This is a genomic window from Pseudomonas sp. RW3S2 (assembly GCF_014268955.1).
Taxonomy (GTDB): domain Bacteria; phylum Pseudomonadota; class Gammaproteobacteria; order Pseudomonadales; family Pseudomonadaceae; genus Aquipseudomonas; species Aquipseudomonas wayambapalatensis.
In genome coordinates, this window is sequence record NZ_JABWRM010000008.1 from 65,969 (window position 1) to 79,219 (window position 13,251).

Sequence of the window (13,251 nt, forward strand, 5' to 3'; positions counted from 1 at the left end):
GCTTTGGTGCATCATGCAAGGCAGGCCTTGGAATCGAGAGTGCGTAATGCTGGACGAGCTTCTTCGCCGAATGAGCAACCATACCCCTGCGTCACTGGAGGCGGATCGCCGTTTTCCCGAGGCGGCGGTGCTGCTGCCCATTACCCGTAGCGAAGAGCCCGAGCTGGTGCTCACTCTGCGTGCCAAGGGGCTTTCCACCCATGGTGGCGAGGTGGCCTTTCCCGGAGGGCGCCGCGATCCGGAGGACCCGGACCTGGTGTTCACCGCCCTGCGCGAAGCCGAGGAGGAAATCGGCCTGCCGCCGGGGTTGGTCGAGGTGATCGGCCCCCTGAGCCCGCTGATTTCGTTGCACGGGCTGAAGGTAACGCCGTTCGTCGGGCTGATTCCGGATTACGTCGAGTACCAGCCCAACGATGCCGAAATCGCCGCGGTCTTCAACGTCCCTCTGTCGTTTTTTCGCCAGGACCCACGCGACCACACCCATCGCATCGACTACCAGGGGCGCAGTTGGTACGTGCCCAGCTACCGTTATGGCGACTACAAGATCTGGGGGCTGTCGGCGATCATGATCGTCGAGCTGGTCAACGTGCTGTTCGACGCCGGTATCAGCCTGCACCAGCCGCCAGAGCGCTTTATCCAGAACTGAGCGGGGTTCACCCGCCGACTGCGTTCAACCGTGAGGAACACGACATGAAATACCGCTTGGGCGACCTGCGGGTCGAAGCCCATCCCAGCAGTTGGGCTGCCCCCACTGCCACCTTGATCGGCAAGGTGCGCCTGCAGGCCCGGGCCAGTGTTTGGTTCGGCGCCGTGCTGCGCGGCGACATCGAGCTGATCGACATCGGCGAGGACAGCAATGTCCAGGACGGTACCGTCATGCACACCGACATGGGGTCGCCGCTGACCCTGGGCAAGGGCGTGACCATTGGCCACAACGCCATGCTGCATGGCTGCAGCGTCGGCGACTACAGCCTGGTCGGCATCAATGCGGTCATCCTCAACGGTGCGCGGATCGGCAAGCACTGCATCATCGGCGCCAATGCGCTGATCCCGGAAGGCAAGGAGATTCCCGACGGTTCGCTGGTGATGGGCTCGCCGGGCAAGGTGGTGCGCGAGCTGACCGAGCAGCAGAAGCGCATGCTCGAAGCCAGCGCCGCGCACTATGTGCACAACGCCGAGCGCTATGCGCGGGAGCTGGTGGTCGATGAAGACTGACGAGCGGCCGGTCGCCTCGCCGTGCGTGAACGTCTGTGCGCTGGATGAGCAGGACATCTGCATCGGTTGCCAGCGTACGGTGCAGGAGATCACCCGGTGGGCACGGATGGACAATGACGAGCGCCGGGCGGTGATCAAGCTGTGCCATGAGCGGGCCGTGGCGGCGGGGTTGGTGATCGGTTGAGCTAGCGGCGGTTTGCCGCTGCGACTTGTCCCACGATGGGGCTGGCGCTAATCTGTCGGGCTTGCCCCTCGAATCTCCGGATCATGTTCTACCTCATCGCCTACATCAGCAGCGTGGTGCTCATCAACTACGCCTTCTCCAGCGCTCCGCACCTGGACGTGATCTGGTCCGCCTGGGGCGGGCTGGTGTTCATCCTGCGTGACATGGTGCAGACCCGTTACGGGCATGGCGCACTGATCGCGATGCTGGCGGCGCTGGTGCTGTCCTACGCGACTTCGGAGCCGGCCATCGCCCTGGCCAGCGCTACGGCGTTCTTCGTGTCCGAACTGATTGACTGGCTGGTGTTCAGCGTCACTCGCAGACCCCTGCGTGACCGCCTGTGGCTGAGCTCGGCGCTGAGCATCCCGGTGGACACCTTCATCTTCTTCGGCATGATCGGTGCACTGACGCCTGCCGTGATCGGCACAGCGATGGCCTCGAAGTTTGCTGGTGTGACGGCGGTCTGGCTGATCATGGCGTGGCGGGCGCGACGCGCGCTGGCGGTGGGTTGATCCGCGCCCGATTGATGTAGAATACCGGTCCTTTTTCAGCGGGCAGCACCAGCCGGCGCGCCCCGGACGCCTTCGAGGACCTGAAATGACCCGTATCGGAACCCCATTGTCGCCGACCGCGACCCGCGTACTGCTGTGTGGCTGCGGCGAGCTGGGCAAGGAAGTGGTGATCGAGCTGCAGCGCCTGGGCGTCGAGGTGATCGCCGTGGACCGTTACGCCAACGCGCCTGCCATGCAGGTCGCGCACCGCAGCCATGTGATCAACATGCTCGACGGCGTCGCCCTGCGTGCGGTGATCGAGGCTGAAAAACCGCACTACATCGTGCCGGAAATCGAGGCCATCGCCACCGCCACGCTGGTCGAGCTGGAGAACGAAGGTTTCAACGTGGTGCCGACCGCCCGCGCCACTCAGCTGACCATGAACCGCGAAGGAATTCGTCGCCTGGCTGCCGAAGAGCTGGAACTGCCGACCTCGCCCTACCACTTCGCCGACACTTATGAAGACTTCGCCAAGGGCGTGGCCGATGTTGGCTATCCGTGCGTGGTAAAGCCGGTAATGAGCTCGTCGGGCAAGGGCCAGAGCCTGCTGCGCAGTGATGCCGACCTGCAGAAAGCCTGGGACTACGCCCAGGAAGGCGGGCGTGCTGGCAAGGGCCGGGTGATCGTCGAGGGTTTCATTGATTTCGAGTACGAAATCACCCTGCTGACCGTGCGTCATGTGGGCGGCACCACCTTCCTCGCGCCGGTCGGTCACCGTCAGGAGAAGGGCGACTACCAGGAGTCCTGGCAGCCCCAGGCCATGAGCCCGAAGGCGCTGGCTGAGTCGCAGCGTGTGGCTCAGGCGGTCACCGATGCGCTGGGTGGTCGTGGCCTGTTCGGCGTCGAGCTGTTCGTCAAGGGCGACCAGGTGTGGTTCAGCGAAGTGTCGCCACGTCCGCATGACACCGGTCTGGTCACCCTGATTTCCCAGGACCTGTCGCAGTTCGCCCTGCATGCCCGTGCGATTCTTGGCCTGCCGATCCCGGTGGTGCGTCAGTTCGGTCCGTCGGCCTCGGCCGTGATCCTGCCCGAAGGCCAGTCGCAGCAGACCAGCTTTGCCAACCTCGGCGCAGCGCTGAGCGAGCCGGACACCGCCATTCGCCTGTTCGGCAAGCCGGAAATCAACGGCACCCGCCGCATGGGCGTGTGCCTGGCCCGCGACGAGTCGGTCGAAGCGGCGCGCGCCAAGGCGACCCGTGCTTCGCAGGCGGTGAAGGTCGAGTTCTGATCTGAGATCGCACGGGGCTGCTGCGCAGCCCATTCGCGTGCAAGCCCGCTCCTACGGATTCCTGCGGGAGCGAGCTTGCCCCAACTGCTCAAAGCTCGGTATGGCGAGTTTCCTTCAGGCACAGCACTGCAATCAGGCTGATCACCGCCGCCACCGATACATATCCCCCCACCCAGCTCAAACCTCCCATGCTCACCAGTTGCTGGGCAAAGAACGGTGCCGCCGAGGCGCCGACGATGCCGCCCAGGTTGTAGGCCGCCGAGGCCCCGGTGTAACGCACGTGGGTCGGGAACAGCTCAGGCAGCAGCGCGCCCATCGGGGCGAAGGTCACGCCCATCAGGAACAGTTCGATCGCCAGGAACAGTGCCACGCCGGCGGTGGAGCCCGAGGTCAGCAGGGGTTCCATGGTGAAGCCTGAGGCAATCGCCAGCAGCCCACCGACGATCAGCACCGGCTTGCGCCCATAGCGGTCGCTGAGCCAGGCCGAAAGCGGCGTAGCCAGGGCCATGAACACCACGGCGAAGCACAGCAGGCCGAGGAAGGTTTCGCGACTGTAGCCGAGTGTGGAGACGCCATAGCTGAGCGAGAACACCGTGGAGATGTAGAACAGTGCGTAGCACACCACCATCGCCGCAGCACCCAGCAAGGTGGGCATCCAGTACTTGGCGAACAGGTCGACCACCGGCATTTTCACCCGCTCTTGACGGGCCACGGCCTTGGCGAAGACCGGGCTTTCCTCGAGCTTCAGGCGTACGTAAAGGCCCACCAGCACCAATGCAGCGCTGAGCAGGAACGGAATGCGCCAGCCCCATTCACGGAACTGCTCGTCGCTGAGCACCAGTGCCAGGGTCAGGAACAGGCCGTTGGCGGCGAGGAAGCCAATCGACGGGCCCAACTGCGGGAACATGCCGAACCAGGCGCGCTTGCCGGGCGGTGCGTTCTCGGTGGCGAGCAGGGCTGCACCGCCCCATTCGCCGCCCAATCCCAGCCCCTGGCCGAAGCGCAGCACGCAGAGAATGATCGGGGCCCATACGCCGATGCTGTCATAGCCTGGCAGGACACCGATCAGTGTGGTGGACACCCCCATCAGCAGCAACGAGGCGACCAGGGTCGACTTGCGCCCGATGCGATCACCGAAGTGGCCGAACAGGGCCGAGCCCAGCGGCCGGGCGAGGAAGGCGATACCGAAGGTGAGGAAGGCTGCAAGCATCTGCGCGGTGCCTGAGCCGGACGGGAAGAACACCGGACCGATCACCAGCGCCGCAGCCGTGGCGTACACGTAGAAATCGTAGAACTCGATGGCGGTGCCGATGAAGCTGGCGGTGGCGACCCGGGCGGGCGAATTGACCGGGGTCGCCGAGACAGGTTCGGCGTAGGTGTTGCTGGTTGTCATGCGTAGGTCCCTGAACAGTCGTTCGTGCGGCCGATCAGGCGGGCCGCAGCGTATTGTTGTGGTTCGCCAGGCTGACGAGGGCCCCGGGATGGCAGGGCGCGGACGCTGTTCGGGATAGGACGCAGGGCCGCTGGCACGTCAGTGAGGCGGACTGGCCGTGGGGCGCCGGGTGCGGGTAGCAGGCGGGACGGCAGGGCTGGGTAAGCGTGGCCCGAGTATAGCTATCGGGTTACGGTCCAGACCAGTACCTTGCTGGCGCAATTGTCCTCGGTTTCGAGGATTTCCAGGCGGTAGCGTCCGACTTTCAGGCAAACCGCGCTTGCCGGGATGCTTTCCAGTGCTTCGGTGACCAGGCCGTTGAGGGTTTTCGGGCCGCCGTCGCAGGGCAGGTGCCAGCCCAGGCTGCGGTTGAGCTCGCGCAGCGAGGCGGTGCCTTCGATGATGAAGCGGCCATCGGGCTGGGGATGGATATGGGGGTTGTCCAGGCTCTGCTCGTCCTCGAACTCGCCGACTATTTCTTCAAGGATGTCTTCGAGCGTCACGATCCCCAGCACTTCGCCGTACTCGTCCACGACCACGCCCATGCGCCGCTGCTGCTTGTGGAAGTTCAGCAGTTGCAGTTGCAGCGGGGTGCTTTCCGGGACGAAGTAGGGCTCGTAGCAGGCGGCCTGGAGTTTCTCCAGGGTCAGTTCGGCGCGTGGCAGCAGGTGGCTGATGAGCTTGGTGTTGAGGATCGCTTCGACCTGGTTGATGTCGTTGTGATAGACGGGCAGGCGGGTGTGGCGGCTGAGGATCAGCTGTTCGATGATCTGTTCGATCGGGTCGTCGAGGTTGATGCCATCGACTTCGTTGCGCGGGACCAGGATGTCGTTGACGGTAATCCTGTCCAGCGCTTGCAGGCCCTCGATCAGGCCCTGGCGTGGGGTTTCGTGCGGCTCGTCGTCATCCAGGGCGTCTTCGTCCTGTGGGTGCAGGGCGACGGCGGTAGGCTGCACGCGGAACGGGCGCAGGATCACTTTGGCCATGCCGTCGAGCAGGCAGGCCAGCGGCTGCAGCGCTGCCAGTGGCAGCTTGAGCAGGCTGCCACCGAGGCTGGCGAAGGCGTGCGGGTTGCGTCGTGCCAGGCGCCGCGGCAGGTACTCGGCCAGCACCAGCAGCGTCAGCGTGGCACAGAGCCCGGCCAGCCAGAAGCCATGTTCGCCGCTGTAGCGCTGACCGATCAGGCAGGCCAGGCCCAGCACCAGCAACTTGCCGAGGCTGGCGCAAAGGACCAGTGCCTGGGCGGGCAGGGTGGGGGCTTCTGTCTCGCTGGAGCGGGCGTGGCCGTTGAGTTGCTGGCGGGCGGCCTCGACCGCACTGAACAGCGCCGACCACAGCAACGCCAGTACCAGGGTGCCGAGCAGCGGGGCGTACGGCAAAGTGTCCATGATTGCCCGTCAGATGTGCAGGATGAATTCGCGGACCAGCTTGCTGCCGAAGTAGGCCAGCATCAGCAGGCAGAAACCCGCCAGGGTCCAGCGGATCGCCTTGTGCCCGCGCCATCCCAGGCGATTGCGCCCCCACAGCAGGACGCTGAACACGATCCAGGCCAGGCACGACAGCGAGGTCTTGTGCACCAGGTGCTGGGCGAACAGGTTCTCGAAGAACAGCCAGCCGGAGATCAGCGACAGCGACAGGAGGATCCAGCCCGCCCAGAGGAAGCCGAACAGCAGGCTTTCCATTGTTTGCAGTGGGGGGAAGTTGCGGATCAGTCCCGAGGGGTGCTTGTGCTTGAGCTGGTGGTCCTGGAGCAACAGCAGCAGGGCCTGGACCACGGCGATGGTGAACAGGCCATAGGCGAGGATCGACAGCAGGATATGCGCCAGGATGCCGGGCTCTTCATTGACCAGCGGCACGGTGCCGGCTGGCGCGAACTGTGCCAGCAGCGCTGTCACTGCACCCAGCGGGAACAGCAGCACCAGCAGGTTCTCCACCGGAATGCTCAGGCAGGCGAGCAGCGTCAGGGCGATCACCGCGGTGGCGATCAGGCTGGCGGCGCTGAAGAAGTCGAGGCTCAGGCCCAGTGGGGTGAGCAACTGGAAGAACAGGGCGCCGGTCTGTGCGACAACGGCAATCACGCCCAACAGGCCGAGCAGGCGTTTGTCGACCTTGGCACCCTGTGCCAGGCGCGAGCCTTGATAGGCGGTCGCAGCAATATAAAGGATGGCCGCGATCAGGTTGGGGATGAGGCTGGGTGAGGAGAGCATAGGTCCTGGTAGGCGAGCCCTAAAGGAGGGGAGTTTGGCATAGAACGCGGTTGCCTAGGAAGACTGCAGGCCGTGTCGGCCTTTTCGCGGGCTCAAGGTTTCATGGAGGCGGCGGTTCGGCGCTGTGACTTGCCAGCGAAAAGGCCGCCGCCGCTGCCGCTCAGCGCCAAGGTGTGCGCCGTCGCCGCTCTCCGTTATAATGCCCGGCTTGCTGTGCCCTGCGCGTGTGGATATCCGCCAGGGCGCCTGAACAACCTCGGCTTTATTGGGCCTGAAAGGATCACCATGTTCGAAAACCTGACCGACCGCCTGTCACAGACGCTGCGCCATGTCACCGGCAAGGCCAAGCTGACCGAAGAGAACATCAAGGACACGTTGCGTGAAGTGCGCATGGCCCTGCTCGAGGCCGACGTCGCCCTGCCGGTGGTCAAGGACTTCGTCAACAGCATCAAGGAGCGCGCGGTCGGCACAGAGGTGTCGCGCAGCCTGACGCCGGGCCAGGCCTTCGTGAAGATCGTCCAGGCCGAACTGGAAAGCCTGATGGGCGCGGCCAACGAAGACCTCGCGCTCAATGCGGCTCCGCCAGCCGTGGTGTTGATGGCGGGCCTGCAGGGCGCCGGTAAGACCACCACCGCCGGCAAGCTGGCGCGCTTCCTTAAAGAGCGCAAGAAAAAGACCGTCATGGTGGTGTCCGCCGACGTCTACCGCCCGGCGGCGATCAAGCAGCTCGAAACCCTGGCCAACGACATCGGCGTGACCTTCTTCCCGTCCGATATCAGCCAGAAGCCGGTCGATATCGCCGAGGCGGCGATTCGCGAAGCCAAGATCAAGTTCATCGACGTGGTCATCCTCGACACCGCCGGCCGTCTGCACATCGACGCCGACATGATGGACGAGATCAAGGCCCTGCACGCGGCGGTCAAGCCGGTCGAGACGCTGTTCGTGGTCGATGCCATGACCGGCCAGGACGCCGCCAATACCGCCAAGGCCTTTGGCGAGGCGCTGCCGCTGACCGGCGTGGTGCTGACCAAGGTCGATGGTGATGCCCGTGGCGGTGCCGCGCTGTCGGTGCGCGCCATCACCGGCAAGCCGATCAAGTTCATCGGTATGGGCGAGAAGACCGAAGCCCTCGAGCCTTTCCACCCTGACCGCATCGCCTCGCGCATCCTCGGCATGGGTGACGTGCTCAGCCTGATCGAGCAGGCCGAGCAGAACATCGACAAGGCCAAGGCCGACAAGCTGGCCAAGAAGCTGAAAAAGGGCAAGGGCTTCGATCTCGAAGACTTCCGCGACCAGTTGCAGCAGATGAAGAACATGGGCGGCCTGGGTGGCCTGATGGACAAGCTGCCCAGCATCGGTGGCGTCAACCTGTCGCAGATGGGCAATGCCCAGGGCGCGGCCGAGAAACAGTTCAAGCAGATGGAGGCGATCATCAACTCCATGACCCCTGCCGAACGTCGCGACCCCGACCTGATCAGCGGTTCGCGCAAGCGCCGTATCGCCCTGGGCTCCGGCACGCAGGTGCAGGATATCGGCCGACTGATCAAGCAGCATAAGCAGATGCAGAAGATGATGAAGAAATTCTCCGCCAAGGGCGGCATGGCCAAGATGATGCGTGGCCTGGGCGGGATGCTGCCGGGCGGCGGCATGCCGAAGCTGTAACCGAATCCGCTTGGTCGCCTTGATTGCAAGGCGGCCAGGCAGACCCCGCCTCGGCGGGAAAGCGCCGCAAAACAGCGGCTTAAGCGGCAGGTCTGGATTGCTTTGCATGGCTCTTGCGAAAAAGCCATTTGCAAATGTCCGTGTATTCCCTGAGAATATGCGGCCTTTTGGGCACCCGTGTGCCTATTTGGCATTCAGATTTGCAGCACTGACTGCAGTACCGACTATAGGAACGATGTTCACATGGTAACCATTCGTCTGGCCCGTGGCGGCTCGAAAAAGCGCCCTTTCTACCACCTGACCGTGACCAACTCGCGTAACGCCCGTGACGGCCGTTTCGTTGAGCGCGTTGGCTTCTTCAACCCGATCGCCTCGGGCGCCGAAGTCAAGCTGTCGGTCAACCAGGAACGCGTCACCTACTGGCTGAGCCAGGGCGCGCAGCCGTCTGAGCGTGTTGCTCAGCTGCTGAAGGACGCTGCCAAGGCTGCTGCCTGAGCAGTATGAACGCGACGCCAGAAAAGGCTGACGACCTCATCGTCGTTGGCAAGATTTTTTCGGTTCACGGCGTTCGCGGCGAGGTGAAGGTGTATTCCTTTACCGATCCGATTGAAAACCTGTTGGATTATCCGCGCTGGACGCTTCGGCACGAAGGCAAGGTAAAGCAGGTCGAGCTGGTCAGCGGTCGTGGCTCCCAGAAGGGCCTGGTCGTGAAACTGAAAGGCCTCGACGATCGCGATGAAGCCCGTCTTCTGAGCGGTTACGAAATCTGCATTGCGCGGAGCCTTTTGCCCAACCTGGCCGCCGACGAGTACTACTGGTACCAGTTGCAGGGCCTGAAGGTCATCAACCAGGACGAACAACTGTTCGGCAAGGTCGATCACCTGTTGGAGACCGGTGCGAACGATGTAATGGTGGTCAAGCCTTGCGCAGGCAGCCTGGATGATCGCGAGCGTCTGTTGCCCTATACGGAGCAATGCGTGCTGGCAATCGACCTGGAAGCAGGTGTGATGCGAGTCGAATGGGACGCGGATTTCTAAACGATGGGTAACCTTCGCGTAGAAGTCATCACGTTGTTCCCCGAGATGTTCTCGGCCATCACGGAGTACGGCATTACCAGTCGTGCGGTGAAACAGGGGTTGCTGCAAGTGACCTGCTGGAACCCACGGGACTACACCACTGATCGTCACCACACGGTGGATGATCGGCCGTTTGGCGGTGGTCCGGGCATGGTGATGAAGATCAAGCCTCTGGAAGACGCCCTGGCCAGTGCCAGGCAGGCGACCGGAGCATCGGCGAAGGTGATCTACCTCTCGCCACAAGGCCGCAAGCTGACTCAGCAGGCGGTCAAAGGCCTGGCCGAACAGGAATCGTTGATCCTGATCGCCGGTCGTTATGAAGGCATCGACGAGCGTTTTATCGAAGCTCATGTCGATGAGGAGTGGTCGATTGGTGACTATGTACTTTCCGGTGGCGAGCTGCCGGCCATGGTACTGATCGATGCGGTTACGCGGCTGCTGCCCGGAGCTTTAGGGCATGTGGACTCGGCGGAGGAAGACTCCTTCACCGATGGTCTGCTGGATTGCCCGCACTACACCCGACCTGAGGTGTATGCGGATCAGCGTGTACCCGACGTGTTGCTAAGTGGCAACCATGCACACATCCGGCGTTGGAGAATGAAGCAGTCCCTTGGTAGGACCTTCGAACGACGCGCCGATCTTCTGGAAAGTCGCTCGCTTTCTGGAGAAGAGAAGAAGCTGCTCGAGGAATACCTCCGCGAGCGGGACGATAGTTAACGTATCGATGGTGGATCAAGTTATCCATCTTAGGAGCACAGCATGACCAACAAGATCATCCAGCAGCTCGAAGCCGAGCAGATGAGCAAGGAAATCCCGACCTTCGCACCAGGCGACACCATTGTCGTTCAGGTTAAAGTGAAGGAAGGCGATCGCTCGCGTCTGCAGGCGTTCGAAGGCGTTGTTATCGCCAAGCGTAACCGCGGTCTGAACAGCGCCTTCACCGTGCGCAAGATCTCCAGCGGCGTTGGCGTAGAGCGTACCTTCCAGACCTACAGCCCACAGATCGACAGCCTGGCCGTGAAACGTCGTGGTGACGTGCGTAAAGCCAAGCTGTACTATCTGCGCGACCTGTCCGGCAAAGCCGCTCGCATCAAGGAAAAACTGTCCTGAGTGCAGTTTGACCGGCGGCCTTGGTCGCCTTGCGAGAGAAAAAGCAGCCTTCGGGCTGCTTTTTTGCATTTTGTGGTATTGGTGTTGCCTGCTTCGCGGGTCGCCCCGCTGCCATTCCCTTGCGATTCGAGTACCCCATGACCACCACCCCAAGAGACCAGGAAATCCAGCGCCGTACCGAGCTGTCGATCACTCGCGTGACCAAGGCCGTATTTCCCAATACCACCAATCACCACAACACCTTGTTTGGCGGCACCGCGCTGGCCTGGATGGATGAGGTGTCGTTCATCGCCGCTACGCGTTTCTGTCGCCTGCCGCTGGTGACCGTGTCCACCGACCGCATCGACTTCAAGCACCCGATCCCGGCGGGCTCGATCGTCGAGCTGGTTGGCAGCGTGATCAAGGTGGGCAATACCAGCTTGCAGGTACAGGTCGATGTGTTCGTCGAGAACATGTACCTCGACGGCCGCGAGCGTGCGATTCATGGGGTGTTCAGCTTTGTTGCCATCGACGAGGACAAGCGACCGGTGCCAGTACTGGCTCAGGCCTGAGTTCTCCAGTGCGGGCCCTTTCGCGGCTAAAGCCGCTCCCACAGGCGCTGCGCGATCCCTGTAGGAGCGGCTTTAGCCGCGAAGAGGCCGGTACAGACAACAATTATGCGGCTGTGAAACACTAAGCCCACTTTCAACACCCAGCAGCCCTCCGAATGCCCGCCCTGGACCACCCCCTGATCGATCAGTTTCTCGATGCCCTCTGGCTGGAAAAAGGCCTGTCCGACAACACCCGCGTTTCCTACCGCAGCGACCTGGCCCTGTTCAATGGCTGGTTGCAGGAGCGTGGCGTCGCGTTGCCTGAAGCTGGCCGCGATTCGATCCTCGACCACCTTGCCTGGCGCTTCGATCAGGGTTACAAGCCGCGCTCCACTGCGCGATTTCTCTCTGGTGTGCGTGGCTTTTATCGCTATCTGCTGCGGGAGAAACTCATTGGTGTCGATCCGACCTTGCAGGTCGATATGCCGCAGCTGGGTAGGCCTTTGCCCAAATCCCTGTCGGAAGCGGATGTCGAAGCGCTGCTCAAGGCACCCGACCTGGCCGAAGCCATCGGCCAGCGCGACCGAGCCATGCTCGAGGTTCTCTACGCCTGCGGCCTGCGGGTCACCGAGCTGGTGAGCCTGACCCTCGATCAGGTCAACCTGCGCCAGGGTGTACTGCGGGTGATGGGCAAGGGCAGCAAGGAGCGTCTGGTGCCGATGGGCGAGGAGGCGGTACTGTGGATCGAGCGCTACGTGCGCGACGGTCGCGGCGAGCTGCTCAACGGTCGCCCCAGCGATGTGCTGTTCCCCAGCCTGCGGGGCGAGGAAATGACCCGCCAGACGTTCTGGCACCGCATCAAGCACCACGCGCGCGTGGCCGGTATCGACAAGCCACTGTCACCGCATACCTTGCGTCACGCCTTTGCCACCCATCTGCTCAACCATGGTGCCGACCTGAGGGTGGTGCAGATGCTGCTGGGGCACAGCGACCTTTCCACCACGCAGATCTACACCCACGTCGCCAAGGCACGTTTGCAGCAGTTGCATGCCCAGCACCATCCGCGTGGATGAATGATTTTCATGTTCCGCCCGGCGGCCATCAGACAGTGATTTCGTCGCGGCCTGATGTGGTAGGCTTGAGCGGTTTGCACCAGGGACTGTCTGGTCGCCGCGATTTTTTCCGCAGGCGACGTCCTCCGGTCCCCGTCCGCCTTCAGGAGTACCCCATGCGCGTGACCCAGATGTTTGCCGCCGCCGCCCTGGCGCTGGCCAGTACCTTTGCCGTCGCTGCGGCCACCGATGTCAACGCCGGTGCCGAGCAAGCCATTCGCAACACACTCAAGACACTGGAACTGGAAGTCCCGATCGAAAGCGTCGCCACCAGCCCGGTCGGCGGGCTCTACGAAGTCAAGCTGCAGGGCGGTCGCGTGCTCTATGCCAGCGCAGATGGCCAGTTCGTCATGCAGGGCTACCTGTACCAGATCCAGGATGGCAAGCCGGTCAACCTGACCGAGAAAACCGAACGCCAGGGCATCGCCAAGCTGATCAATGGTATTCCTGCGACTGAAATGGTGGTTTACCCGGCCAAGGGCGAAACCAAATCGCACATCACCGTGTTCACCGACACGACCTGCCCGTACTGCCACAAGCTGCACGCCGAGGTGCCCGAGCTGAACAAGCGCGGTATCGAGGTGCGCTATGTCGCCTTCCCGCGCCAGGGCCTGGGCTCGCCGGGTGACGAGCAACTGCAGGCTGTCTGGTGCTCCAGTGACCGTCGCGCGGCGATGGACAAGATGGTCGACGGCAAGGAAATCAAGGCGGCCAAGTGCGCCAACCCGGTCAGCAAGCAGTTCCAGCTCGGCCAGTCGATCGGTGTCAACGGCACGCCGGCGATCGTGCTCGAAAGCGGCCAGGTGATCCCGGGCTACCAGCCGGCACCGCAGGTGGCCAAGCTGGCCCTGGCCGGCCAGGCGCAAGCCGCCAAGTAATTCATTCAATACGCCGTCGTCATGGGG

The 13,251-nt window shown here is 63.0% G+C and carries 16 protein-coding genes; 13 read left to right on the forward strand and 3 right to left on the reverse strand.

Features of this window, described 5'->3' with window-relative positions:
* Positions 1–46 precede the first annotated feature (46 nt).
* The 5 genes from HU748_RS13150 to purT all read left to right on the forward strand — a co-directional run bounded on the left by HU748_RS13150 (position 47) and on the right by purT (position 3,217).
* On the forward strand, positions 47–646 hold the full coding sequence (locus HU748_RS13150) for a CoA pyrophosphatase (protein WP_054894676.1): 600 nt from the start codon (positions 47–49) through the stop codon (positions 644–646).
* Positions 647–690: 44 nt separating this feature from the next.
* Entirely contained in the window at positions 691–1,215 is a 525-nt protein-coding gene (locus tag HU748_RS13155; protein WP_186668719.1) for a gamma carbonic anhydrase family protein, read from the forward strand.
* Positions 1,205–1,399, forward strand: coding sequence for a DUF1289 domain-containing protein (locus HU748_RS13160; RefSeq protein ID WP_065863172.1), 195 nt, complete (start codon positions 1,205–1,207; stop codon positions 1,397–1,399). Before HU748_RS13155 ends, HU748_RS13160 begins: the two co-directional genes overlap by 11 nt.
* An 83-nt stretch (positions 1,400–1,482) precedes the next feature.
* Complete coding sequence (locus tag HU748_RS13165) at positions 1,483–1,950, forward strand: VUT family protein (protein WP_065863171.1); 468 nt, start codon at positions 1,483–1,485, stop codon at positions 1,948–1,950.
* Positions 1,951–2,035: 85 nt separating this feature from the next.
* Positions 2,036–3,217, forward strand: a complete 1,182-nt coding sequence (purT, locus tag HU748_RS13170) for a formate-dependent phosphoribosylglycinamide formyltransferase (protein ID WP_112897568.1) — start codon at positions 2,036–2,038, stop codon at positions 3,215–3,217.
* 88 nt (positions 3,218–3,305) lie between these two features.
* On the opposite strand, the gene HU748_RS13175 is transcribed toward purT, so the two are convergent.
* The 3 genes from HU748_RS13175 to ccsA all read right to left on the reverse strand — a co-directional run bounded on the left by HU748_RS13175 (position 3,306) and on the right by ccsA (position 6,856).
* Positions 3,306–4,610 carry an MFS transporter gene (locus tag HU748_RS13175; RefSeq protein WP_186711272.1) on the reverse strand — a complete coding sequence of 435 codons (1,305 nt, stop codon included), beginning with the start codon at positions 4,608–4,610 and terminating at the stop codon, positions 3,306–3,308.
* 221 nt (positions 4,611–4,831) lie between these two features.
* Positions 4,832–6,037, reverse strand: coding sequence for a transporter associated domain-containing protein (locus HU748_RS13180; protein WP_186720670.1), 1,206 nt, complete (start codon positions 6,035–6,037; stop codon positions 4,832–4,834).
* 9 nt (positions 6,038–6,046) lie between these two features.
* The gene (gene ccsA / locus HU748_RS13185) at positions 6,047–6,856 is read right to left on the reverse strand and encodes a cytochrome c biogenesis protein CcsA (RefSeq protein ID WP_186668713.1); all 810 of its coding nucleotides are present in this window, start codon (positions 6,854–6,856) and stop codon (positions 6,047–6,049) included.
* Between the two features lie 285 nt (positions 6,857–7,141).
* Between ccsA and ffh the strand changes: the two genes are divergently transcribed.
* The 8 genes from ffh (at position 7,142) to HU748_RS13225 (ending at position 13,224) form a co-directional block, all read left to right on the forward strand.
* Complete coding sequence (gene ffh, locus HU748_RS13190) at positions 7,142–8,518, forward strand: signal recognition particle protein (protein ID WP_063543302.1); 1,377 nt, start codon at positions 7,142–7,144, stop codon at positions 8,516–8,518.
* A 243-nt stretch (positions 8,519–8,761) separates the two neighbouring features.
* A complete protein-coding gene (gene rpsP / locus HU748_RS13195; protein WP_008094480.1) occupies positions 8,762–9,013 on the forward strand; it encodes a 30S ribosomal protein S16 in 252 nt (83 codons plus the stop codon).
* 5 nt (positions 9,014–9,018) lie between these two features.
* The gene (gene rimM / locus HU748_RS13200; RefSeq protein WP_054895624.1) at positions 9,019–9,555 is read left to right on the forward strand and encodes a ribosome maturation factor RimM; all 537 of its coding nucleotides are present in this window, start codon (positions 9,019–9,021) and stop codon (positions 9,553–9,555) included.
* Positions 9,556–9,558: 3 nt separating this feature from the next.
* A complete protein-coding gene (gene trmD, locus HU748_RS13205) occupies positions 9,559–10,311 on the forward strand; it encodes a tRNA (guanosine(37)-N1)-methyltransferase TrmD (protein WP_186711270.1) in 753 nt (250 codons plus the stop codon).
* 42 nt (positions 10,312–10,353) lie between these two features.
* Positions 10,354–10,704, forward strand: coding sequence for a 50S ribosomal protein L19 (gene rplS, locus HU748_RS13210; RefSeq protein ID WP_023629812.1), 351 nt, complete (start codon positions 10,354–10,356; stop codon positions 10,702–10,704).
* A gap of 137 nt (positions 10,705–10,841) precedes the next feature.
* Positions 10,842–11,255, forward strand: a complete 414-nt coding sequence (locus tag HU748_RS13215) for an acyl-CoA thioesterase (protein WP_063543306.1) — start codon at positions 10,842–10,844, stop codon at positions 11,253–11,255.
* 155 nt (positions 11,256–11,410) lie between these two features.
* Positions 11,411–12,307 (forward strand): site-specific tyrosine recombinase XerD, encoded by an 897-nt coding sequence (gene xerD / locus HU748_RS13220; protein ID WP_186720672.1) that lies wholly within the window; start codon positions 11,411–11,413, stop codon positions 12,305–12,307.
* Positions 12,308–12,462: 155 nt separating this feature from the next.
* A complete protein-coding gene (locus HU748_RS13225) occupies positions 12,463–13,224 on the forward strand; it encodes a DsbC family protein (protein ID WP_186668705.1) in 762 nt (253 codons plus the stop codon).
* Positions 13,225–13,251: the final 27 nt, after the last annotated feature.

Bases quoted from the DNA above. Each gene is read 5' to 3' on its own strand.
- HU748_RS13160 (WP_065863172.1), top strand. From the start codon at position 1,205: ATGAAGACTGACGAGCGGCCGGTCGCCTCGCCGTGCGTGAACGTCTGT.
- rplS (WP_023629812.1), top strand. From the start codon at position 10,354: ATGACCAACAAGATCATCCAGCAGCTCGAAGCCGAGCAGATGAGCAAG.
- HU748_RS13150 (WP_054894676.1), top strand. From the start codon at position 47: ATGCTGGACGAGCTTCTTCGCCGAATGAGCAACCATACCCCTGCGTCA.
- HU748_RS13165 (WP_065863171.1), top strand. From the start codon at position 1,483: ATGTTCTACCTCATCGCCTACATCAGCAGCGTGGTGCTCATCAACTAC.
- HU748_RS13175 (WP_186711272.1), bottom strand. From the start codon at position 4,610: ATGACAACCAGCAACACCTACGCCGAACCTGTCTCGGCGACCCCGGTC.
- HU748_RS13225 (WP_186668705.1), top strand. From the start codon at position 12,463: ATGCGCGTGACCCAGATGTTTGCCGCCGCCGCCCTGGCGCTGGCCAGT.
- purT (WP_112897568.1), top strand. From the start codon at position 2,036: ATGACCCGTATCGGAACCCCATTGTCGCCGACCGCGACCCGCGTACTG.
- ccsA (WP_186668713.1), bottom strand. From the start codon at position 6,856: ATGCTCTCCTCACCCAGCCTCATCCCCAACCTGATCGCGGCCATCCTT.
- rimM (WP_054895624.1), top strand. From the start codon at position 9,019: ATGAACGCGACGCCAGAAAAGGCTGACGACCTCATCGTCGTTGGCAAG.
- xerD (WP_186720672.1), top strand. From the start codon at position 11,411: ATGCCCGCCCTGGACCACCCCCTGATCGATCAGTTTCTCGATGCCCTC.
- rpsP (WP_008094480.1), top strand. From the start codon at position 8,762: ATGGTAACCATTCGTCTGGCCCGTGGCGGCTCGAAAAAGCGCCCTTTC.
- trmD (WP_186711270.1), top strand. From the start codon at position 9,559: ATGGGTAACCTTCGCGTAGAAGTCATCACGTTGTTCCCCGAGATGTTC.
- ffh (WP_063543302.1), top strand. From the start codon at position 7,142: ATGTTCGAAAACCTGACCGACCGCCTGTCACAGACGCTGCGCCATGTC.
- HU748_RS13155 (WP_186668719.1), top strand. From the start codon at position 691: ATGAAATACCGCTTGGGCGACCTGCGGGTCGAAGCCCATCCCAGCAGT.
- HU748_RS13215 (WP_063543306.1), top strand. From the start codon at position 10,842: ATGACCACCACCCCAAGAGACCAGGAAATCCAGCGCCGTACCGAGCTG.
- HU748_RS13180 (WP_186720670.1), bottom strand. From the start codon at position 6,037: ATGGACACTTTGCCGTACGCCCCGCTGCTCGGCACCCTGGTACTGGCG.